The sequence below is a fragment of the Streptomyces pseudogriseolus genome (genome assembly GCA_002154585.1).
GTDB lineage: Bacteria > Actinomycetota > Actinomycetes > Streptomycetales > Streptomycetaceae > Streptomyces > Streptomyces pseudogriseolus.
Map to the genome: position 1 here is coordinate 1 of MUNG01000005.1, position 21,538 is coordinate 21,538.

18 protein-coding genes are annotated in these 21,538 nt (G+C 73.1%); 15 read left to right on the forward strand and 3 right to left on the reverse strand.

Annotation, left to right across the window (positions count from 1 at the left end; translation table 11 throughout):
* From CCN29_RS00615 to gatB, 7 genes are all read left to right on the forward strand, one after another.
* A partial coding sequence (locus tag CCN29_RS00615) for a uroporphyrinogen decarboxylase/cobalamine-independent methonine synthase family protein (RefSeq protein ID WP_503167715.1) occupies positions 1 to 565 on the forward strand: 565 nt, incomplete at its 5' end.
* Positions 566 to 579: 14 nt separating this feature from the next.
* Entirely contained in the window at positions 580 to 2,775 is a 2,196-nt protein-coding gene (gene ligA, locus CCN29_RS00620) for an NAD-dependent DNA ligase LigA (RefSeq protein WP_086679484.1), read from the forward strand.
* Between the two features lie 260 nt (positions 2,776 to 3,035).
* A complete protein-coding gene (locus CCN29_RS00625) occupies positions 3,036 to 5,282 on the forward strand; it encodes a putative bifunctional diguanylate cyclase/phosphodiesterase (RefSeq protein ID WP_031021651.1) in 2,247 nt (748 codons plus the stop codon).
* A 167-nt stretch (positions 5,283 to 5,449) separates the two neighbouring features.
* Positions 5,450 to 5,746: an Asp-tRNA(Asn)/Glu-tRNA(Gln) amidotransferase subunit GatC gene (gatC, locus tag CCN29_RS00630; protein ID WP_006130840.1), complete on the forward strand. Its 297-nt coding sequence runs from the start codon at positions 5,450 to 5,452 to the stop codon at positions 5,744 to 5,746.
* Positions 5,747 to 5,752: 6 nt separating this feature from the next.
* Positions 5,753 to 7,249 (forward strand): Asp-tRNA(Asn)/Glu-tRNA(Gln) amidotransferase subunit GatA, encoded by a 1,497-nt coding sequence (gene gatA, locus CCN29_RS00635; protein WP_006130839.1) that lies wholly within the window; start codon positions 5,753 to 5,755, stop codon positions 7,247 to 7,249.
* A complete protein-coding gene (locus CCN29_RS00640) occupies positions 7,246 to 7,485 on the forward strand; it encodes a hypothetical protein (RefSeq protein WP_006130838.1) in 240 nt (79 codons plus the stop codon). Before gatA ends, CCN29_RS00640 begins: the two co-directional genes overlap by 4 nt.
* Positions 7,486 to 7,501: 16 nt before the next feature.
* Positions 7,502 to 9,013, forward strand: a complete 1,512-nt coding sequence (gene gatB / locus CCN29_RS00645) for an Asp-tRNA(Asn)/Glu-tRNA(Gln) amidotransferase subunit GatB (protein ID WP_086679487.1) — start codon at positions 7,502 to 7,504, stop codon at positions 9,011 to 9,013.
* A 74-nt stretch (positions 9,014 to 9,087) separates the two neighbouring features.
* Here gatB and CCN29_RS00650 read toward each other — a convergent pair whose 3' ends face one another.
* On the reverse strand, positions 9,088 to 9,891 hold the full coding sequence (locus CCN29_RS00650; protein WP_086679489.1) for an SAM-dependent methyltransferase: 804 nt from the start codon (positions 9,889 to 9,891) through the stop codon (positions 9,088 to 9,090).
* Positions 9,892 to 10,078: 187 nt separating this feature from the next.
* Here CCN29_RS00650 and CCN29_RS00655 point away from each other — a divergent pair, with 187 nt between their 5' ends.
* The 7 genes from CCN29_RS00655 (at position 10,079) to CCN29_RS00685 (ending at position 18,069) form a co-directional block, all read left to right on the forward strand.
* Positions 10,079 to 10,507 (forward strand): hypothetical protein, encoded by a 429-nt coding sequence (locus CCN29_RS00655; RefSeq protein WP_086679491.1) that lies wholly within the window; start codon positions 10,079 to 10,081, stop codon positions 10,505 to 10,507.
* 183 nt (positions 10,508 to 10,690) lie between these two features.
* Entirely contained in the window at positions 10,691 to 12,937 is a 2,247-nt protein-coding gene (locus CCN29_RS00660; RefSeq protein ID WP_086679493.1) for an MMPL family transporter, read from the forward strand.
* Complete coding sequence (locus tag CCN29_RS00665; RefSeq protein ID WP_006130833.1) at positions 12,915 to 13,496, forward strand: GNAT family N-acetyltransferase; 582 nt, start codon at positions 12,915 to 12,917, stop codon at positions 13,494 to 13,496. The genes CCN29_RS00660 and CCN29_RS00665 overlap by 23 nt, the downstream gene beginning before the upstream one ends.
* A gap of 35 nt (positions 13,497 to 13,531) precedes the next feature.
* On the forward strand, positions 13,532 to 14,134 hold the full coding sequence (locus CCN29_RS00670) for a hypothetical protein (protein ID WP_006130832.1): 603 nt from the start codon (positions 13,532 to 13,534) through the stop codon (positions 14,132 to 14,134).
* 169 nt (positions 14,135 to 14,303) lie between these two features.
* Positions 14,304 to 14,483: a hypothetical protein gene (locus CCN29_RS00675; RefSeq protein ID WP_031021635.1), complete on the forward strand. Its 180-nt coding sequence runs from the start codon at positions 14,304 to 14,306 to the stop codon at positions 14,481 to 14,483.
* A gap of 147 nt (positions 14,484 to 14,630) precedes the next feature.
* Complete coding sequence (locus tag CCN29_RS00680; protein ID WP_086679495.1) at positions 14,631 to 17,744, forward strand: helix-turn-helix transcriptional regulator; 3,114 nt, start codon at positions 14,631 to 14,633, stop codon at positions 17,742 to 17,744.
* 43 nt (positions 17,745 to 17,787) lie between these two features.
* Complete coding sequence (locus CCN29_RS00685) at positions 17,788 to 18,069, forward strand: DUF6191 domain-containing protein (protein ID WP_006130830.1); 282 nt, start codon at positions 17,788 to 17,790, stop codon at positions 18,067 to 18,069.
* Here CCN29_RS00685 and CCN29_RS00690 read toward each other — a convergent pair.
* The gene (locus CCN29_RS00690; RefSeq protein WP_442538195.1) at positions 18,062 to 19,222 is read right to left on the reverse strand and encodes a PQQ-dependent sugar dehydrogenase; all 1,161 of its coding nucleotides are present in this window, start codon (positions 19,220 to 19,222) and stop codon (positions 18,062 to 18,064) included. The genes CCN29_RS00685 and CCN29_RS00690 overlap by 8 nt on opposite strands.
* A gap of 130 nt (positions 19,223 to 19,352) precedes the next feature.
* The gene (locus CCN29_RS00695) at positions 19,353 to 20,351 is read right to left on the reverse strand and encodes an aldo/keto reductase (protein ID WP_031021625.1); all 999 of its coding nucleotides are present in this window, start codon (positions 20,349 to 20,351) and stop codon (positions 19,353 to 19,355) included.
* A 75-nt stretch (positions 20,352 to 20,426) separates the two neighbouring features.
* Here CCN29_RS00695 and CCN29_RS00700 point away from each other — a divergent pair, with 75 nt between their 5' ends.
* Positions 20,427 to 21,377 carry a 2-hydroxyacid dehydrogenase gene (locus CCN29_RS00700; protein ID WP_086679499.1) on the forward strand — a complete coding sequence of 317 codons (951 nt, stop codon included), beginning with the start codon at positions 20,427 to 20,429 and terminating at the stop codon, positions 21,375 to 21,377.
* The last annotated feature ends 161 nt before the right edge of the window (positions 21,378 to 21,538 follow it).

Below are 21,538 nucleotides of genomic sequence, written 5' to 3' on the forward strand. Positions count from 1 at the left end.
CGAGGTGCGCCGCCGCGTTCCCGGCGCGCGGCTCGTCCTCCAGCTCGACGAACCGTCCCTCACCGCCGTCCTGCGCGGACAGGTCAGGACAGCAAGCGGCTACCGCACCCACCGCGCGGTCGACCGCCAGATCGTCGAGGCGACCCTCCGCGACGTGATCGCCGTGCACGACGGCCCGGACGGCGGCGGCCCCGTCGTGGTCCACTCGTGCGCCCCCGACGTCCCGTTCGCCCTGCTGCGCCGGGCCGGCGCGGCAGGCATCTCGTTCGATTTCTCCCTCCTCACCGAGCGTGACGACGAGGTGATCGGCGAGGCGGTCGAGGGCGGCACCCGGCTGTTCGCCGGTGTCGTGCCGGGCACGGACGGTCCGTTGTCCGACCCTGCCGGTAGCGTCATGGGTGTCAGGACGCTGTGGCGCAGGCTGGGGCTGCGGCCGGGACTTCTCCCGGAGGCGGTCACGGTCACCCCGGCGTGCGGACTCGCGGGGGCGTCCCCCGGGTACGCGCGATCGGCCTACGCCCACTGCGTCCGGGCGGCGAGATCCCTCGCGGACAACCCTGAGTAACGGGAGGACACACGGTGGCCGGCGACAAGCAAGCGGAGACGACGAGCGTGCCCGCGGAAGCGCGGGAGCAGCACGCCACGCTCGCCGAGCAGATCGAGGAGCACCGCTTCCGGTACTACGTGAACGACGCGCCCGTCGTCAGCGACGCGGAGTTCGACCGTCTGCTGCGGCAGCTCGAGGAGCTGGAGGAGCGTCACCCGGAGCTGCGCACGCCCGAGTCGCCGACCCAGAAGGTCGCCGGGTCGTACGAGACGGAGTTCACCTCGGTCGAGCACCGCTCCCGGATGCTCTCCCTGGACAACACCTTCAACGACGAGGACCTCGCCGCCTGGGCCGACCGCGTCCACCGCGAACTGGGCGACCAGACCTATCACTTCCTGTGCGAGCTGAAGGTCGACGGCCTGGCGGTCAACCTCACCTACGAGCGCGGCCGGCTGGTCCGCGCGGCGACCCGCGGCGACGGCCGCACCGGTGAGGACATCACGCCCAACGTGCGCACCATCGCCGAGATCCCCGACCGTCTCGCCGGCGACACGGTGCCCGACGTCGTGGAGATCCGCGGCGAGGTCTACTTCCCGATGGAGAAGTTCCAGGAGCTCAACGCCCGCCTGGTGGAGGCCGGCGACAAGCCGTTCGCCAACCCGCGCAACGCGGCGGCCGGTTCGCTGCGCCAGAAGGACCCGCGGGTCACCGCCACCCGCCCGCTGCACATGGTGGTGCACGGCATCGGCGTGCTCGAGGGCTACAAGGGCCTGACCCGGCTCTCCCAGGGGTACGGCCTGCTGAAGGAGTGGGGCCTGCCGACCTCCCCGCACAACAGGGTGGTCGACGACCTGGAGGGCGTGCGGGAGTTCATCGCGTACTACGGCGAGAACCGGCACTCGGTGGCGCACGAGATCGACGGCGTCGTGGTCAAGCTCGACGAGATCCCGCTCCAGGGACGCCTCGGCACAACCTCCCGCGCCCCGCGCTGGGCCATCGCGTACAAGTACGCGCCGGAGGAGGTCAACACCAAGCTGGTGAACATCCGGGTGGGCGTCGGCCGCACCGGCCGGGTCACCCCGTACGCGCAGGTCGAGCCGGTGACGGTGGCCGGCTCGGAGGTCGAGTTCGCCACGCTGCACAACCAGGACGTGGTGAAGGCCAAGGGCGTCCTCATCGGCGACACGGTGGTGCTCCGCAAGGCCGGCGACGTCATTCCGGAGATCCTCGGCCCGGTCGCCGACCTGCGGGACGGCAGCGAGCGCGAGTTCGTGATGCCGTCCGAGTGCCCCGAGTGCGGCACGCCGCTGCGGCCGATGAAGGAGGGCGACGTCGACCTGCGCTGCCCCAACGCCCGTGCCTGCCCGGCCCAGTTGCGGGAGCGGCTGTTCTACCTGGCCGGCCGCAAGGCGCTGGACATCGAGCACTTCGGGTACGTCGCCGCCGCCGCCCTCACCGGGCCGCTGGAGCCGAAGGATCCGCCGCTGAAGGACGAGGGCGACCTGTTCGACCTCACCGTGGAGCAGCTGCTGCCCATCAAGGCGTACGTCCTCGACCAGGACAGCGGACTGCCCAAGCGGGACCCGAAGACCGGCGAGGAGAAGATCGTCACGGTCTTCGCCAACCAGGAGGGCGCCCCGAAGAAGAACGCCCTGGCGATGCTGGAGAACGTCGCGGCGGCCAAGGAGCGCCCGCTGGCCCGGGTGCTCACGGCCCTGTCGATCCGTCATGTCGGCCCCGTGGCGGCGGAGGCGCTGGCCCGCGAGTTCCGCTCCGTCGACCGCATCGAGCAGGCCACCGAGGAGGAGCTGTCGGCCACCGAGGGCGTAGGCCCGACCATCGCCGCCTCCCTCAAGGAATGGTTCGCCGCGGACTGGCACCGGGAGATCATCCGCAAGTGGAAGGCGGCCGGGGTCCGCATGGAGGACGAGCGGTCCGGCGAGGACGAGGGCCCCCGTCCGCTCGAAGGACTGACGGTCGTGGTGACCGGGACGCTGGAGAACTTCACCCGGGATGGCGCGAAAGAGGCCCTCCAGAACCAGGGCGCCAAGGTGACCGGATCGGTGTCCAAGAAGACGTCGTTCGTGGTCGTGGGCGACAACCCCGGTTCGAAATATGACAAAGCGGTGCAGGCGAAGGTGCCCATCCTGAACGAGGACGGATTCGTCGTGCTGCTGGAGCAGGGGCCCGAGGCCGCGGCCGACGCCGCTCTTTCGGCCGAGGAGTAGCGGTTGAAGGCCACCCGATCGGCGCATACCAGATGCATACGGGTGGCTGGGGCGCATTCGGGCAACCGTCGGCGACCGGTGCCCGTACAGGCCTTCCGCGGCCTACTGTTGAGATGTGCGCCCGCCGTGCCCAGTTGCGGTCGGGGCAACCCCCGTACCCGTGACGGGTCCGGGGAAGGGCTTTCCACGGCGGAGCCGCTGGGGGATGTCGGGCATCGGGCCGCGTGGCGTGGGCACCGCCGGCTGTGAGAGGGACGGGAATGGAACCGACCGAGAGCGCCGCCCCGGGCTCACGGCTGCGCCTGCGCCGCCTGGCGGTCGTCCGGCGGCGCGGCCGTGAGGACGGGCGGCCGGCGGAGCGACCGGACGCGCGGGGGCGCACCGGCGCCGCGGACGCGCGCGACGCCGGCGCGGCACGCCCGGCCGGCGGGCACGGCATCTCCGACACCGCGACGGAGACCGAACGGCACCCGTCCTGGCCCGCGTTGCCCACCGCGGTCGTCGCGGCGGCCGGCTTCGTCCTCGGCGCCGGCTTCCTGCGCGCCTTCACCGGAGGGCACGCCCTCTTCCCGTCCGGCACGGTCGGCTGGTCGCTGGCGGTGCTCACCGGCATCATCGTCGGCCACCTCGTGATGCTGGGCCGCTCCCGCTGGTGGGGCGGCACGGGCTCCGGCGCGGCCCTCACCCTCGCCGTGCTGCTCTCCTACGGCTGGGTCCCGGCCGGCATGGTCAGCCTCACCGTCGTCGTGCTGGTCGGCATAGCCCGCCGGGGCCGCTGGCGGCAGGGCGTGCTGCACGGCGCGGTCGACCTGCTCGGCATCGGCGCCGGAGCGCTCGTCCTGGCCGCGTTCGGCACCGTGCCGTCCGTCGAGTCGCCGTCCACCCCCGACACCTGGACCCTCTACACCGGTCCCGGGGTGGTACTCGTCGCCGCCGCCTATCTCGCGGTCACCCGCACCCTGTTGTGGTACCTGCACACCCCGCGTTCGGGGCTGCCCACCGTCGCCCGCACCGCCCTGGCCCGCCAGGGGCTCGTCGCGGTCGCCCTGCTCGGCATCGCCCCGCTGGTGTGCGTGGTCGCCGACGCCAAGCCGGTGCTGCTGCCGCTGTTCGCCATCCCGCTCATCGCCCTCGACTCCACCCTGTGGATAGCCCGCGCGCGGGCCGAGGAGCAGCTGCGCGACCCGCTGACCGGACTGCCCAACCGGCAGTGGCTCCAGGAGCGGATCTGGACCGCGCTGGACGACGCCGAGCGGGCCGGCTCCCGCGCCGCGCTCATGCTCATCGACCTCGACCGCTTCCGGTCGGTCAACGACACCCTCGGCCATCTCGCCGGCGACCGGCTGCTGCTGCAGATCGCCGACCGGCTGAGACTGGCCCTGCCGCGCGGGGCGGAGGCCGCGCGGCTCGGCGGCGACGAGTTCGCCGTGTTACTGCCCGTGGCGGACTCCACGACGTCCGCGACCCGCGCCGCCCGCGGACTGGTCACGGCCCTCAGCTCCCCGCTCGACCTCGACGGGCTCACCCTCGTCCTGGAGGCGAGCGCGGGAGTCGCCGTGTTCCCGGACCACGCGGCCGACGCCGAAGGGCTGCTGCGGCGGGCGGACGTGGCGATGTACCAGGCCAAGCGGGACCGCACGGGCGTCGAGGCGTACGAGTCCAAGCGGGACTCCAACACCCCCGACCGGCTGGGGCTGCTGGGCGATCTGCGGCGCGCCCTCGACGCGCACGAGGTGGAGCTGCACTATCAGCCGAAGGTCCGCTTCGACGGCCAGGTCTCCGGCCTCGAGGCGCTGGTGCGGTGGGTGCACCCGGAGCGCGGGCGGGTCCCTCCGGACGAGTTCATAGCGATAGCCGAGTCGTCGGGGCTGATGCCGCAGCTCACCGAGTACGTGCTGGAGACCGCGCTCGGGCAGGTCGCCGAGTGGCGCGCCCAGGGGCTGTTCGTGCCGGTCGCGGTCAACGTCTCGCCGCGCGACGTCCACAGCCCCGGCTTCGCCGGCTCCGTCGCCGCGCGGCTGGCCCGGCACGGGGTGCCTGCGGGAGCGCTCCAGCTGGAGATCACCGAGCACGTGCTGCTGGAGGACCCGACGCGGGCCGCCGACACCCTCAACGCGCTGACCGGGCACGGCGTGAAGATGTCCCTCGACGACTTCGGCACCGGCTACTCCTCGCTGGTGCACCTGCGGCGGCTGCCGGTGAGCGAGCTGAAGATCGACCGCTCGTTCGTGGCCCGGCTGGCCGTCGACACGGAGGACGCGGAGATCGTGCGCTGCACCATCGACCTGGCCCACTCCCTGGGCCTGCTGGTGGTCGCGGAGGGCGTCGAGGACGACGAGACCTGGGAACGCCTGCGGGACCTGCGCTGCGACGCGGTGCAGGGCTGGCTGGTGGCCGCGGCGATGCCGCCGGACGAGACCACGGCGTGGCTGCTGGCCCGCGGGTCGCGAGGGTGGCAGCGGCCGGCCGCGGCACTTCCGGCGGCGACGGGGACGGCGGAGGACTAGCCCCTCCGGGGTGGACGAGGCCGTACGGCGGGTGCGGGTCCGCCGTGGCCGACCGCGCGGTTCCCCGCGCCCCTCCCGCGGCGCCGGGGAATGGGTTTCACGGGCATGGGGGCCCGCCCCATAGGATTGGTCCCAAACCACACACACTCACCCCAGAGGATCGCTGCATGCCTGGCATCACGCGCGAGGAGGTCGCCCACCTCGCCCGGCTGGCGCGTCTGGAGCTGAAGCCCGAAGAGCTCGACCACTTCGCGGGCCAGCTCGACGACATCATCGGCGCGGTCGCCCGCGTCAGCGAGGTCGCCGACCAAGACGTACCGCCGACCTCCCACCCGCTCCCGCTGACCAACGTCATGCGCGCGGACGAGGTCCGTCCCTCGCTCACCCCCGAGCAGGCGCTCTCCGGCGCCCCGGCCCAGGAGCAGCAGCGTTTCAAGGTGCCGCAGATCCTGGGGGAGGAGTAAACCGCCATGAGCGATCAGATCATCAAGCTCACCGCGGCCGAGACAGCGGCGAAGATCGCCTCCGGCGAACTCACCGCGGTCGAGGTCACCGAGGCCCATCTGGCCCGTATCGAGGCCGTCGACGAGAAGGTGCACGCCTTCCTGCACGTCGACCGTGAGGGCGCCCTCGCGCAGGCCCGCGCCGTCGACGCCAAGCGCGAGCGCGGCGAGAAGCTCGGCCCGCTGGCCGGCGTCCCCCTCGCGCTGAAGGACATCTTCACCACCGAGGGCATCCCGACCACGGTCGGCTCCAAGATCCTCGAGGGCTGGATCCCGCCGTACGACGCGACGCTCACCAAGCGCCTCAAGGCCGCCGACGTCGTCATCCTCGGCAAGACCAACATGGACGAGTTCGCCATGGGGTCCTCCACCGAGAACAGCGCCTACGGCCCGACCGGCAACCCGTGGGACCTCACCCGCATCCCGGGCGGTTCCGGCGGCGGCTCCTCCGCCGCGCTCGCCGCGTACATGGCGCCGCTCGCCATCGGCACCGACACCGGCGGCTCCATCCGCCAGCCGGCCGCCGTCACCGGCACGGTCGGCGTGAAGCCGACGTACGGCGCGGTGTCCCGGTACGGCATGGTGGCGTTCTCCTCCTCCCTCGACCAGGGCGGCCCCTGCGCCCGCACGGTCCTGGACGCGGCCCTGCTGCACGAGGTGATCGCGGGCCACGACCCGATGGACTCCACCTCGATCGACGCGCCGGTCCCGCCGGTCGTGGAGGCCGCCCGCAACGGCAGCGTCCAGGGCATGCGCGTCGGCGTCGTCAAGCAGTTCCGCGGCGAGGGCTACCAGGCGGGCGTCGTCCAGCGGTTCGACGAGTCGGTCGAGCTCCTCAAGGAGCTGGGCGCCGAGATCGTCGAGCTGGACTGCCCGTCCTTCGACCTGGCGCTCTCCGCGTACTACCTGATCGCCCCCTCCGAGTGCTCCTCCAACCTCGCCCGCTTCGACGGCCTGCGCTACGGCGCGCGCGTCGGCGACGACGGCACGCACTCCGCCGAGGAAGTCACCTCGCTCACCCGCGAGTCCGGCTTCGGCGACGAGGTCAAGCGCCGCATCATGCTCGGCACGTACGCGCTCAGCTCCGGCTACTACGACGCGTACTACGGCAGCGCCCAGAAGGTCCGCACGCTCATCAAGCGGGACTTCGACAAGGCCTTCGAGCAGGTCGACGTGATCGTCTCCCCGACGACCCCGACCACCGCCTTCCCGATCGGCGAGCGCGCCGACGACCCGATGGCGATGTACCTCGCGGACCTGTGCACCATCCCGACCAACCTGGCGGGCAACGCCGCCATGTCGCTGCCCTGCGGCCTCGCGCCGGAGGACAACCTGCCGGTCGGGCTTCAGATCATCGCCCCGGTCATGAAGGACGACCGCCTCTACACGGTGGGTGCCGCCGTCGAGGCCGCCTTCGTGGAAAAGTGGGGCCACCCGCTGATCGAGGAGGCTCCGTCGCTGTGAGCGCACTGTCCAAGGCCAAGGGATTCAAGACGTCCAAGTCGGGTCTCTACATCTCCATGGCCACCTCGGCGTTCGGCGCCGTCGGTGTCTACAAGCAGATCAAGAAGGCGCGTGGCGAGAGTGACACGCTGCGGCTGCTCGACGCCGTCGTCACCGGCGCCGCCGTCGTCACCAACCTCGCCATCCTCTACCGCGAGCTGAAGCGGCTGGGCGACGACGACGTCCTGCTGGGCTGAGAGGGAAGTTTTCACCGTGACCACCACGACCGACCTGGTGTCGTACGAGGACGCACTCGCGTCGTACGACCCCGTCATGGGCCTCGAGGTCCATGTCGAACTCGGCACCGCGACCAAGATGTTCTGCGGCTGCTCGACGGCGCTCGGCGCCGACCCGAACACCCAGACCTGCCCGGTCTGCCTCGGCCTGCCCGGCGCGCTCCCGGTCGTCAACGCGACCGGCGTCGAGTCCGCGATCAAGATCGGCCTCGCGCTGAACTGCGAGATCGCCGAATGGTGCCGCTTCGCCCGGAAGAACTACTTCTATCCGGACATGCCGAAGAACTTCCAGACCTCCCAGTACGACGAGCCGATCGCCTTCAACGGCTACCTCGACGTGCAGCTGGAGGACGGCGAGGTCTTCCGCGTGGAGATCGAGCGCGCCCATATGGAGGAGGACACCGGCAAGTCGACGCACGTCGGCGGCGCCACCGGCCGCATCCACGGCGCCTCGCACTCGCTGCTCGACTACAACCGCGCGGGCATCCCGCTCATCGAGATCGTCACCAAGCCGATCACCGGCGCGGGCGAGCGGGCTCCCGAGGTCGCGCGGGCGTACGTCCGTGAGCTGCGCGAGCTCATCCGCGCGCTCGGCGTGTCCGAGGCCCGCATGGAGATGGGCCAGATGCGCTGCGACGTCAACCTGTCGCTGATGCCGAAGGGCGCCGACAAGTTCGGCACCCGCAGCGAGACCAAGAACGTCAACTCGCTGCGTTCCGTCGAGCGCGCCGCCCGCTTCGAGATCCAGCGGCACGCGGCCGTGCTGTCGTCCGGCGGGACGATCGTGCAGGAGACCCGGCACTTCCACGAGGACACGGGGTCCACGACCTCGGGCCGTGTGAAGGAGGAGGCCGAGGACTACCGCTACTTCCCCGAGCCCGACCTGGTGCCCGTGGCGCCGTCCCGGGAGTGGGTCGAGGAGCTGCGTGGTGGCCTGCCCGAGCTGCCGCTGGTGCGCCGCAACCGGCTACGCGGGGAATGGGGCGTCTCCGCCACCGACATGCAGGCCATCCTCAACGCCGGTGCGCTGGACCTGATCGTCGCCACGATCGACGCCGGCGCCGACGCGGCCTCCGCCCGCAAGTGGTGGATGGGCGAGCTGGCCCGCAGCGCCAACGAGTCCGGCACGGCGCTGGACGAGCTGGCGATCACCCCGGCGCAGGTGGCCCGGGTGACCGAGCTGGTGGCCGAGGGCGACCTGAACGACAAGCTGGCCCGCCAGGTCATCGAGGGCGTCCTCGCCGGTGAGGGCACGCCGGACGAGGTCGTCGAGAAGCGCGGTCTGAAGGTCGTCTCCGACGAGGGCGCGCTCACCGCCGCCGTCGACGAGGCGATCGCCGGCAACCCCGCGATCGCGGACAAGATCCGCGGCGGCAAGGTCGCCGCGGCCGGCGCGCTGGTCGGCGCGGTCATGAAGGCCACGCGCGGCCAGGCCGACGCGGCCCGGGTGAAGGAGCTGATCCTCGCCAAGCTGGGCGTCGAGGGCTGAGCCCGTAGGGCACGAGGGAGGGGGCGCACCCGCCGGGTGCGCCCCCTTCTCGTACGTGTCGCCCGACGGCCGGGTCAGCGGCGGCGGCCCACCACGCGGGTGAAGCCCAGCGTGCGGCCCTGGTCGGCGCGCACCATCCGCGCGTTCTCCCGGCTCATCCGCACATGCGTCTCGTCCGTGTGGTGCTCGGCGACGGCGTCGCACCACAGCAGCCACTCCCGCCAGCCGTCCTCAAGCCGGTCCGCCGTCTCGACGTCCACGGCGCCGCTGCGGGTCCAGTGGCGGCGCCACCAGGCGGGGCTGTGGAAGCACCAGAACGCGGGCTCCCAGAAGGGCTTCAGGTGCTCCGGCGGTTCGCTGCCCTCGATCTCCTCGGACAGGGACGGGACGACGACCCCGATCCGCCCGCCCGGCTTCAGCAGCCGGGTGAGCGTCGGCAGGTACAGGTCGTCGGTGCCGAAGTACTGATACGCGTCGACGGAGACGATCGCGTCGAACGTCTCCTCCCCGAAGGGCAGGTCGTGCGCCTCCGCGAGGACGGGCTGGACGCGGTCGGAGACCCCCGCCTCGGCGATCCGGCGGGCGTTCTCGTCCGGTGTGATCCACAGGTCGGCGGCGGTGACCTGGACGTCGTACTCCCGGGCGAGGAAGACCGACGTCATGGCGCGGCCGCAGCCCAGGTCGAGCACCCGGGCGCCGGGGCGCAGGGTGTCCAGGCCGAGGGCGGGGGCCAGCCACTCCAGCAGCCACAGCGCGTTCGGACCCATCTGGTTGTCGATGGTCCACTGCGGGTCGTAGGCGCTGCTGCGGGGGTAGCGGGGCAGCGTGAGGCGGCTAGCGAGGTCGTCGTGCGAGGTGTGCGGTGTGCTGTCCGACATCGGTGAACGGGCTCCTTGAGGCCGTGAAGAGGGGAAGGGTCGCGTCGGGGGTCGGACGGACAAGCATCAAAGCACCTGCTTCGGCCGGCGGCTCACAGCCGCGATGGGTCGGACCGACGGACGCTAGCAGCCGTCCGGGTGCCCCCGCATCCGGGTTTCCTCAGGTGAGGCGCTACGCTCCGGCGCCATGAGTGGACGTCCCGATGCCGACCTGCCCCCGGACACTCAGACCGCCGAGGAGACGACGACCGAGGACGCCCGGGAGGACGCGCCTCGCGTGGACGCGCCGGAGGAGGCCCCGGAGGACTCTTTCGAAGGCGCCGACGAAGACGACGAGGGCGACGAGGGCGACGACGAGGACCTCCTCGCCGCGCGGGCGCGACGGGCCCGCTGGGCCGCTGTCGGCACCGGTACGCTGCTCGCCCTCGCCGGAACCGCCGCCGCCCTGCTCAGGGCCGCCGGCACCGCCCCCGTCCTCGTCCCGGTCGCCTACGCCTGCGGGGCGGCCGTCTGCGCGCTGGCGGCGGTGCTGGGGTCGCGCGGACGCACCCGCAGGGCGCTGTGGACCACCGTCGCGGGCGTCATGGTCATGGCGCTGGGCGACCAGTTCGACTGAGGCGCGCGCCCCCTGGCCGAAGGCCCGGAGAAGAAATGTGAGTTAGTCCACGAAGGCGACAAAGGATCATTTTCGCCTGCAACAGTGGCAGGGCATTGCTCATGCGTTCTTTGCGGGCCGTTCGGCCGTTCGCCGCCGGTGTCCGCTCAAAGATCCACCCCGAGCCATACCGGGAGCACGCCTGTGGCAGCCCTAGCACGTTGGTGCGTACAGCGCCGTCTGGTCACCGTTCTGCTGTGGCTGCTCGCCCTGGCCGGGATCGCGGCGGGCGCCTTCGTCGCCGGCTCCGCCTACTCGAACGACTACAAGGTGCCCGGCACCGAGTCGGGGCGCGCCGCCGAGCTGCTGAAGGAAGGCTTCCCCACGCTGGGGGGCGACAGCGACAGCGTGGTCTGGCACACGTCCTCCGGCAGCGTCCGGGACAGCGGCGTCGAGCAGGCCATGACCCACACCCTCGACCGGATCGAGGAGCTGCCCGGCATCGCCTCCGTGACCGGCCCGTACGACGACGGGGGCGCCGGACGCGTCAGCGCCGACGGCCGCACCGCCTACGCCACCGTGACCTTCGAGCACTCCGGCAAGGACATCACCAGCGGTGAGGCCAAGGCCGTGGTCGAGACGGCGAAGGCCGCGGAGACCGACGGGCTGGACGTCGAGCTGGGCGGCAGCGCCGTCGAGCTGAGCGAGTCGTCCGGCGGGCACACCGCCGAGATCGTCGGCGTGGCCGTCGCCGCCGTCGTGCTGTTCCTCGCCTTCGGCTCCCTCGCCGCCTCCCTGCTGCCCATCGCCACCGCGCTGGTGAGCGTGGGCACCGCCTACGCGGGCATCGTGCTGCTCGGGCACGTGCTGACCGTCGCGGACTTCGCGCCGATGCTCGGCCTGCTGATCGGGCTGGGCGTGGGCATCGACTACGCGCTGTTCATCGTCACCCGGCACCGGCGCGGGCTGAAACGCGGGCTGAGCGTCACCGAGGCCGCCACCAACGCCGTCGCCACCACCGGCCGGGCGGTCGTGTTCGCGGGTGCGACCGTGTGCATCGCCCTGCTGGGCATGCTGATCCTCCGCCTGAACTTCCTCAACGGCGTCGCCGTGGCCGCCTCGCTCACCGTGGTGCTCACCGTCGCCGCCTCCGTCACCCTGCTGCCCGCCCTGCTGTCGCTGATCGGCACGCGCGCCCTCAGCCGCAAGGAGCGGCGCCGGCTCGCCGAGCACGGGCCGGAGCCGGAGATGCCCACCGGGTTCGCCGCCCGCTGGTCGGCGTTCGTGGAGCGCCATCCCAAGCTGCTCGGCGCGGTCGCCGTCGTCGTGATGGCCGTCCTCGCGCTGCCCACCTTCTCCCTCCACCTAGGCACCTCCGACCAGGGCAACGACCCGAAGGCGTCCACCACCCGCCAGGCCTACGACCTCCTCGCCGACGGCTTCGGACCGGGCGTCAACGGTCCGCTCACCCTGGTCACCCACGTCGACGGCGCCCAGGACCGGCTCGCCCTGGACAACCTGGACGGCACGCTGCGCACCACCGAGGGCGTCGCCTCCGCGTCGCCGGTGACGTACAACCAGGCCGGTGACACCGCCTTCCTCACCGTCGTACCGGAGTCGTCCCCGCAGTCGAAGCAGACCAGCGACCTGGTCGACCGGCTGCGCGAGGACGTGCTGCCCCGCGCCGAGTCGGGCACGTCGCTCGACGTGCACGTCGGCGGCGTGACCGCCGGCTACGACGACTTCGCCTCCGTCATCGTCGACAAGCTGCCCCTCTTCGTGGGGGTGGTGATCGGCCTGGGCTGTCTGCTGCTGCTCCTCGCCTTCCGCTCCATCGGCATCCCGCTCAAGGCCGCCGCGATGAACGTGGCCGCGGTCGCCGGCGCGTTCGGCGTGGTCGTCATGATCTTCCAGTGGGGCTGGGGGAGCGAACTGCTCGGCCTCGGCAGCGCGGGCCCCATCGAGCCCTTCCTGCCCGTGATCATGGTGTCGGTGCTCTTCGGCCTGTCCATGGACTACCAGGTGTTCCTGGTGAGCCGGATGTACGAGGAGTGGCTGGAGACCGGCGACAACCGGCGGGCCGTCCGCGTCGGCCTCGCCGAGACCAGCCGCGTGATCAACTCCGCCGCCGTGATCATGATCTCGGTGTTCCTCGCCTTCGTGCTCAGCGGCGACCGGGTGATCGCCATGTTCGGCATCGCCCTCGCCGCGGCCGTCGCCCTCGACGCCTTCGTGCTGCGCACCCTGCTCGTGCCCGCGCTCATGCACCTCCTCGGCGGCGCCAACTGGTGGCTGCCGAAGTGGCTGGACCGGGTCCTGCCCCGGATCAGCATCGAGCCGCCCGAGTGCCGTGCCGCCCATGAGAGGCTGGCCGCCGTCACGGACGCCGAGGTGGCGGACGTGCTCGCGGAGGAGGAGCGGCAGCGGGATGTACGCGATACGACTGGGTGACGACGGCGCGGAGATGCGCCCCCTGGAGGTCTGGCACGCCGGGGAGTTCCTCGCCCACCTGGAGCGGGGCCGCGCCTTCATCAACCGGTTCATCCCGTTCGGCTCGCAGGCCACCGACCTGGACACCGCGCGGGAGGCGCTCCAGCGGTACGCCGACCTGCGCGCCGCCGACTCGGCCTTCGTGCACGGGCTGTGGCTCGACGGCACGCTGGTCGGCGGGGTCCTCGCGCTGCACGTCGACGCGGCGGCCGGCACCTGCGAGCTGGGCTGCTGGCTGGAGCCCGCAGGCACGGGACGCGGACTGGTCACCCGCGCGATGCGCCCGTTGATCGACTGGGCCGTCGAGGAGCGCGGCATCCACCGCCTCGAATGGGTCGCCGCGGCCGGCAACACCGCCAGCGTCGCCGTCGCCCGCCGGCTCGGCATGACCCGCGACGGCGTCCGCCGCGAGGCCCACCTCCACGACGGCGTACGGCACGACCTGGAGGTCTGGTCCCTGCTGGCCCCCGAGTGGCGCGCCCGCGCCGAGCAGCCCGAGGTGGGGCGACCCGGGCGTTAAGCGGAATCTCAGACGGTCTCCGTACGGTGCGGGACATGGCTGAGAAGACAGAGGACGAGACCGGAACCGGAACCACGACGGTGACCACCGTGGACCCCGGCGGGCAGACCGCCGCGGACCCCGATGAGCAGACCGCCGTGGCCCCCGACGCGCAGACCGCCGCGGACCCCGACGCGCAGACGGCGGAGCGGCCGGAGGAAGCCGCCGCCAAGGAGCAGCGCCCCGAGCAGGCCGAGCCGTCCTCCGGGACCGGGCAGGGCGCCGCGGCGGTCGTCTCCGTGGCGCTCGGCGTGGTCTCCCTCACCGGCGGCTGGCCGGGCACCGTGGCCGGCGCCCGCGAGACCCTGGTGGGCCAGCTCCGCACCGCCGCCGACGCGAGCGTCGCCACCCAGATCCAGGAGGTCTACGGCGACGCCTGGAACACCACAGCCCTGTGGGCCGGTCTCTTCGCCCTCGTCGCACTGGTCACGGGCGTCGTGGTGCTGGTCCGGCCCGCGTTCGGCGCACCCGGCCGCGCGGTGCGGGCACCCTGGGTCCCGTCCGTCGCCTGGGCGGGCGTCGCCCTCGGGGTGATCGGCCTGCTGCTGGCGGTGCTCAAGTACACGGGCGTCCTGCTGGGCCTGCCCGCGGCCTCCTGAGGTGGGTCTTAGACGCCGCCCGGACGTAAGTCCCCATCGAGCCCCACTTCTAAGGCATCACCGCCCGCGAAGATATGGAACTCTCCCGATGTGGACCGTACGCCTTGGAGACGAAGGTGGAGACATCGCGGAAAGCGATGCCGACACCGGATCCGAGGGGGACTCCACCATGTTCGAGACCGAGCTGCACCGGCTCCGCCACGACGACCTGGTCCGCCGGGCCGAGGCGGAGCGCCGGGCCCGCGAGGCGCTGCGGGTCCGCCGCGCCGCCCGGCGCGGAACCGCCGCACGCGGCGCCGAGCCCGACAGCCATACCCGGCGGCGGTCCTGGTTCGCCCGGACCGCGTGAACACCGCCCAGGGGCGGCGGCCGCACCCGGGCGGCCGCCGCCCCGCCGTCGCCGCGTACGACAGGACGTCCGGGACGAGGAGGAGGTGGCGTCGTGCCGGTGAACCGCGACAGGAAAACCGCTGCGCCGGTGTCGCGCGCGCGTGCGATGCTCGGGGGCGTGGAGACCAAGTCCGTCAGTCCCGTGTTCGTCGGCCGCACCGCCGAACTCGCCACCCTGGTCGACGCCTTTGCCCGGGCCGGCGCCGGTGAGCCGCAGGCGCTGCTGATCGGCGGCGAGGCCGGGGTGGGCAAGACCCGCCTGGTGGAGGAGTTCGCCGCCGCCGTCCGCGACCGGGGCGGGATCGTCGCCCTCGGCGGATGCGTGGAGATCGGCGCCGACGGCCTGCCCTTCGCCCCCTTCTCCACCGCCCTGCGCCAGCTGCGCCGCGCACTGCCCGACCAGCTCACGGCCGCCGCCGACGGGCAGGAGGAGGAGCTGGCCCGGCTGCTGCCCGAGCTCGCCGTCGCCGCCGCCCGCGAGGCCCGCCGCGACGAACAGGGCATGGCCCGCCTCTTCGAGCTCACCGCCCGCCTGCTGGAACGGGTCGCCGCCGAGCACACCGTCGTCCTCGTCCTGGAGGACCTGCACTGGGCCGACGCCTCCACCCGCCATCTGCTCGCCTATCTGTTCCGCACCCTGCGCACCGGCCGTCTCGTCGTCGTCGCCACCTACCGCTCCGACGACATCCACCGCCGTCACCCGCTGCGCCCCCTCCTCGCCGAACTCGACCGGCTGCGCACAGTCCAGCGCGTCGAACTGGACCGCTTCAGCCGCGCGGAGGTGTGGCGGCAGATCGCCGGGATCCTCGACCGCGAACCCGAAGCGGACCGCGTCGACGACATCTTCGAACGCTCCGACGGCAACGCCTTCTTCGTCGAGGAACTCGCCGTCGCCGCCGACGAGGGCTGCCCCACCGGCCTCACCGACTCCCTGCGCGACCTGCTGCTGGTCAGGGTGGAAAACCTGCCGGAGAGGGCCCAGCGGGTCGTCCGGATCGTCGCCGAGGGCGGCTCCACCGTCGAGGACCGGCTGCTCGCCGCCGTCGCCGGACTCGGCGAGGACGACCTCATCGAGGCCCTGCGCGCCGCCGTCAACGCGAGCATCCTCACGCCCGCCCCCGACCGCGACGGCTACCGCTTCCGCCACTCCCTGGTCCGCGAGGCGGTCAGCGACGACCTGCTGCCCGGCGAACGCTCCCGGCTCAACCGCCGCTTCGCCGAGGCCCTGGAGGCCGACCCCACGCTCGTCCCCGCCGACGAACGGCCCACCCGGCTGGCCAGCTACTGGTACCACGCCCATGACGCCGCCAAGGCCCTGCCCGCCGTCCTCGACGCCTCCGTGGCGGCCCGCCGGCGTCACGCCTACGCCGAGCAACTGCGCCTGCTGGAGCGGGCGATGGAGCTGTGGGACGCCGTCCCCGGCACCGTGCGCGCCGGACTGCGCCCGCTCGACCACGCCGAGGCCTACCCGTCCCCGCCGCCCGGCTGTGGCGACGGCGCCGACGACGCCGGGACACGGCCGCTGCGCCACCTCGACCTGCTGGCCGAGGCCGCCGTCGCCGGCCGCCTCTGCGGCGAACGCGAACGCTCCCTGAAGTTCACCAAGCGGGCACTGCGCCTCCTCGACGAGGACCCCGACCCGCTGCGCGCCGCCTGGTTCTGGGTACAGCGCTCCCGGCTCACCCAGGCCTTCGGCCGCGGCGACGGCTGGGCGGAACTGGGCACCGCGCAGGAACTGGTGCGCGGACTGCCGCCCTCCGAGGTGCACGCCGAGGTGCTCGCCTTCGCCGCCGGCTGGTCGATGCTGCACGAACCCGGCCCGGACGCCATGGCCGCCGCGGAACGCGCCGTCGAGTACGCCCGCATGGTCGGCGCCCACGACATCGAGCTGAACGCCCGGCTCACCCTCGGCGGCCTCATGGCGGACGCCGGCGACATCGAGGCCGGGCTCGCCGAGAAGTACGAGGTCAAGGAGCGGGCGACCGAACTGGGCGTCGACACCGTGCTGGCCCGCGCCTTCGTCAACCTGCCCTCCGTGCTCGAAGGCGTCGGCCGCTCCGAGGAGGCCGTACGGCTCCTGGAGGAGGGCGTCCACGTCACCCGTCGGCTCGGCCTGCTGGACTCCCAGGGGTGGGTGTGGGGCAACCTCGCCGAGTCCCTGCTGTCCGTCGGACGCTGGGAGGACGCCGCCCGCGCCGCGGCGAGCGCGCAGCGGATCGAGCAGAGCGCCAAGCCGCGCGCCGGCGGCTCGATGCGCCTGGCCCATCTCGCGTACCTGCGGGGCGACATCGCCGAGGCGGCCCGCTGCCTCGCCGAGGCCCGCGCCCACTTCGGCACCCACGACCCGATGCCCCAGTACGCCCTGCCGATGCAGTGGGTCGCCCTCCGCGTCGCCGCCGCCGAGGGCCGCCCGGAGGACGCCCGCGCCGAACTGTCCGCCGCGCTCGACGCCGGCTTCCCGCCCGGCACCCAGCGCTACGCCTGGCCCCTGCTGCTCGCCGCCACCACCGCCGAGGCCGACCGGTACGGCGACCCCGCGACCGAACCGGGCCGCGCGGACGTCCTCGACCGGATCCGCCGGGCGGCGAGGAACCTCGCCACCGGGGTGCCCCTGTGGCAGGCCCACGACCAGTGGCTGCGCGCCGAACTCCGGCGCGCGGAGGGCCGGAACGACCCGGACGCGTGGGCCGAGGCCGTCGCCGCGCTGGAGCCGCTGGGCCGGCCCCACGACCTCGCCTGCGTCCGCCTCCGGCTCGCCGAGGCGCTGCTGGCGGCCGGCGGGGGCGAGGACCAGCGGGCCCGCGCCACCGAGCTGCTGCGCCTGGTCGACGCCGTCGCCTGCCACCTGGGCGCGGCCCCGCTGGCCCGGGACGCCGCGCTGCTGGCCCGGCGCGGCCGTCTGGCACTGACGCCCGCACCGCGCGAGGAGACGGCCCCCGCGCCCGCCGACCCGGCCGAGGCGCTCGGCCTGACCAGCAGGGAGCGGGACGTGCTGCGCCTGGTGGCGGCCGGGCACACCAACCGGCGGATCGCCGAGGAGCTGTTCATCTCGCCGAAGACGGCCAGCGTCCATGTGTCGAACATCCTCGCCAAACTGGGCGTCTCCGGCCGCGGCGAGGCGGCGGCGGTGGCCCACCGCCTGGGCCTGTTCCCCGACGGCCTTCCGGAAGACCTTCCCGAAGGACCGGGACATCTGGCGACCGCGCGACAATCGGTGTAGGACACAAGCGGCCCGGCACCCGGGTCCCTGGGAAAGGGGAGCGATGTTCAACGCCTTCGAGGAACTGTTCTCCCCCGGGCGCAAGCACACCCAGGACGAGCAGAAGCGCCTGGCGCTGACCCGGGAGGACGTCGGCGACGGCGACCCGGGACGCGGGCCGATAGACCTCGCCTCCGGGAAGGTCACCGTCCGCCGCCCGTCCCCGGCCGACGCGTCGGCGGACGACGTCACAGGCGCCTCGGACGACGGCGACGACAGGGACGACGTGAAGGACCCTGACGGCGCCCCCGACACCATCCGGCAGGCCGGGCCGCCGGCTAGCTGACCCGCAGCTCCAGCACGCGGTCGTCCTGCTGGTCCGGGTCGCCCCGGCCGTCCGTGTTGCTGGTGACCAGCCACAGCCGGTCGCCGCCCGCCGCGACCACCGTGCGCAGCCGGCCGTACTCGCCCTCCAGGAACGCCTGCGGCTTCGCGGAGGCCTCCGTGCCCTTGAGGGGTATGCGCCACAGCCGCTCGCCGCGCAGGCCCGCCATCCAGACGGAGCCCTCGGCGTACGCGATGCCGCTGGGCGAGGCGTCCTCGGTGCTCCACTGGGCGACCGGGTTGTGGAAGCCGCCCTCGTCCGCGTGGCCCTCGGCCTCCGGCCAGCCGTAGTTGTCGCCGGGCGCGACGGCGTTCAGCTCGTCCCAGGTGTTCTGGCCGAACTCCGAGGCGAGCAGCCGCTGTTCACGGTCCCAGGCCAGACCCTGCACATTGCGGTGGCCGTAGGAGTAGACGGGGGAGCTGGGGAACGGATTGCCGGGGGCCGGCTCGCCGTCCGGGGTCATCCGCAGGATCTTGCCGCCGAGGGACTCCTTGTCCTGGGACAGTCCGGTGTCGCCGCTCTCGCCCGTGCCCGCGTAGAGCATGCGGTCCGGGCCGAAGGCGATCCGCCCGCCATTGTGGATCACGCCCTTGGGGATGCCACGGAACACCGTGTCCGGCGCCCCGAGCTGCTCGCCGGCGGGCTTCCGCTCGGTGTAGAGCATCCGCACGATGCGGTTGTCGGAGGCCGAGGTGAAGTAGGCGTAGATCATGTGGTCCGAGGCGAAGTCGGGGGAGAGGGCGATGCCCAGCAGACCGCCCTCGCCCTCGGCCGCCACCCCGGGCACCTCGCCCAGCTCGGTCTTCTTCCCCGTCGTCCCGTCGATCCGGGTGATCGTGGCCTCGTCGCGGGAGGACACCAGGAGGTCGCCGTCCCCGACCGGGGCCAGACCCCAGGGACTGGCCAGCCCCGTCGCCACGGTCCGGACCACCGTCACCGAGCCCTTCGCCGGCGGAGTCTCCTCCGCCTTCCCCGAAGGGGAGGACGGGGCCGCGGCACCGGCCGAGGAGGCGGCGGCGTCCTTCCCCGGCGGCGCCTCCTCGTCGGAGGAGCAGCCGGCGGTCAGCAGGAGCGCGGCGGCGGCCAGCACGGCCGTCACGGCTCGTCGTTGCACGATCTCGTCCCTTCGACGCGGCGGGTTCTGTCTGTCATACACCGCTCGCGCCTGACAGGTTCCCGGTTCGCGGACCCCGAACCTCGGGACGGCCTCAGGAACGATCCTGCGGGGCCGCACCGGCCGAGCCTCAGTCCCACGACCCCTGGGCCGGCGGCAGACTCGCGATCTCCGCCAGGTCGTCGGCGGTCAGCCGCAGCCCGGCCGCAGCCGCGTTCTCCGTCACCCACCGCTCCCGCTTGGCGCCCGGCACCGGCACCACCTGGCGGCCCCGGCCCAGCACCCAGGCCAGGGCGACCTGCGCCGGGGTGACGTGCTCCCCGTGCCGGCGCGCGACCCGGCGCAGGCCCGCAACGATCGGCTGGTTCGCGGCCATCATCTCGGCCGTGAACCGCGGGTGCCGGGCCCGCGGGTCGTCCGCCTCGAACCCCTCGCCGGGCGTCAGCGTCCCGGTCAGGAAGCCGTTGCCCAGCGGCATCGCCGCCAGGAAGCCCACGCCCCGCGCCTCGCACCAGGGCAGCAGCGTCTCCAGCGCCTCCGGCGACCACACCGACAGCTCGGCCTGCACCGCGCTCACCGGGAACACCTGCTGCACCCGCTCCAGCTGCCGGATCGTGGCGTCGTACAGCCGCGCCCCCGGCCGCCGCGACGAGCGCGCCCCCACCGCGCACAGGCCCAGCGCCCGCACCTTGCCCGCCCGCACCAGCTCCGCCATCGCGCCCCAGGTCTCCTCGACCGGGACCTCCGGGTCGGCGCGGTGCAGCTGGTAGAGGTCGATCACGTCGGTCTGGAGCCGCCGCAGCGAGGCGTCGCAGGCCCGCCGGACGTACCCGGGACGGCCGTTGGCCACGATGTGCTGGTCGCCCACCAGCAGCCCGACCTTCGTCGACACGAAGGCGTCGGCCCGCCGCTCCTTCAACACCCGCCCGAGCAGCAGCTCGTTGGTGAACGGGCCGTACATGTCGGCGGTGTCCAGGAGGGACGAGCCCGCGTCCAGCGCCCGGTGCACCGCCCTCAGCGACTCCTCGCCGCGCTGCCTGGACGTGCTGTAGGCCCAGCTCATCGGCATGCAGCCGAGGCCCACCGCGCCCACCGAGAGCGCCGCCGCGCCGATCGTCCTGCGCTCCACCTGCTCGTGACCCTCCCTCTCCGGTCCCCCAACCTAACCTCTGCCGCTCCGGCACCCTGAACTAGCCTCCGTGGCATGACTGCTGACGTGTGGCTTCCCATCCCCCCGGACGAGATCGACGGGCTCCCCGAGGGGCCGCGCTACCACTTCTGGGACGGTGCCGACACCTACCCGGCCGATCCCGGGGACTGCGACGTCTACGTCGTGCCGTACATGAAGCCCGCCGAGGTGTGCCTGCGCCCGCTGCCCCGGATGCGGTCCGTGCGCGTGGTGCAGACCCTCTCCGCCGGCGTCGACCATGTGCGGCCCGCGCTGAAGGACCTGCCCCCGGGCGTGCGGCTGTGCAACGCGCGCGGGGTGCACGAGGCCAGCACCGCGGAGCTCGCGCTCACCCTGATCCTCGCCTCCCTGCGCGGCGTCCCCGGCTTCGTGCGCGCCCAGGACCGGGGGGAGTGGCAGGGCGGTTTCCGGCCGGCGCTCGCCGACCGGTGCGTGCTCATCGTCGGGTACGGCTCGATCGGCGCGGCCATCGAGGACCGGCTCGCCCCGTTCGAGCTCGCGCGGGTGGCGCGCGTCGCGCGCTCCGCGCGCACAACGGAGCGCGGGCCGGTGCATCCGCTCACCGAACTCCCCTCACTGCTTCCGGACGCGGACGTCGTCGTCCTGTCCACCCCGCTGACCGACAGCACCCGGCACCTCGTGGACGCCGGCTTCCTGGCCCGGATGAAGGACAGCGCCCTGCTGGTGAACGTCGCCCGCGGACCGGTCGTCGACACCAAGGACCTGCTCACCGAGGTGGAGAGCGGCCGCCTCACCGCCGCCCTCGACGTCACCGACCCCGAACCCCTGCCCGCCGACCACCCGTTGTGGCGGGCGCCGGGCGTCCTGATCACCCCGCACGTCGGCGGACCCACGTCCGCGTTCCTCCCCCGCGCCGAGCGGCTGCTGCGCGACCAGTTGCGCCGATTCGTGAACCAGGAGGAGCTCGGGAACGTGATCCTGGTGACGGGAACGGAAGACGTGTAGTCCGCTTCGAGCACCCTTCGCGACTCCCCGGGAGCGGTGGGTACTCGGCCATCCGTTGATCGTCACGGAGCGTAGAGGACCTATGTCCCTGAGTGACGATCCTGGTGTATCGTCCCGACAGGGGCTGCGCCGCCGACCAACGGCGCGGGGGAGCGACACGA

Excerpts from the sequence above, each read along its gene's own strand:
- CCN29_RS00665 (WP_006130833.1), top strand. The coding sequence starts at position 12,915 with ATGTACGCGATACGACTGGGTGACGACGGCGCGGAGATGCGCCCCCTG.
- CCN29_RS00650 (WP_086679489.1), bottom strand. The coding sequence starts at position 9,891 with ATGTCGGACAGCACACCGCACACCTCGCACGACGACCTCGCTAGCCGC.
- CCN29_RS00685 (WP_006130830.1), top strand. The coding sequence starts at position 17,788 with ATGTTCAACGCCTTCGAGGAACTGTTCTCCCCCGGGCGCAAGCACACC.
- CCN29_RS00670 (WP_006130832.1), top strand. The coding sequence starts at position 13,532 with ATGGCTGAGAAGACAGAGGACGAGACCGGAACCGGAACCACGACGGTG.
- CCN29_RS00675 (WP_031021635.1), top strand. The coding sequence starts at position 14,304 with ATGTTCGAGACCGAGCTGCACCGGCTCCGCCACGACGACCTGGTCCGC.
- gatC (WP_006130840.1), top strand. The coding sequence starts at position 5,450 with ATGCCTGGCATCACGCGCGAGGAGGTCGCCCACCTCGCCCGGCTGGCG.
- CCN29_RS00655 (WP_086679491.1), top strand. The coding sequence starts at position 10,079 with ATGAGTGGACGTCCCGATGCCGACCTGCCCCCGGACACTCAGACCGCC.
- gatA (WP_006130839.1), top strand. The coding sequence starts at position 5,753 with ATGAGCGATCAGATCATCAAGCTCACCGCGGCCGAGACAGCGGCGAAG.
- CCN29_RS00625 (WP_031021651.1), top strand. The coding sequence starts at position 3,036 with ATGGAACCGACCGAGAGCGCCGCCCCGGGCTCACGGCTGCGCCTGCGC.
- CCN29_RS00700 (WP_086679499.1), top strand. The coding sequence starts at position 20,427 with ATGACTGCTGACGTGTGGCTTCCCATCCCCCCGGACGAGATCGACGGG.
- CCN29_RS00680 (WP_086679495.1), top strand. The coding sequence starts at position 14,631 with ATGCTCGGGGGCGTGGAGACCAAGTCCGTCAGTCCCGTGTTCGTCGGC.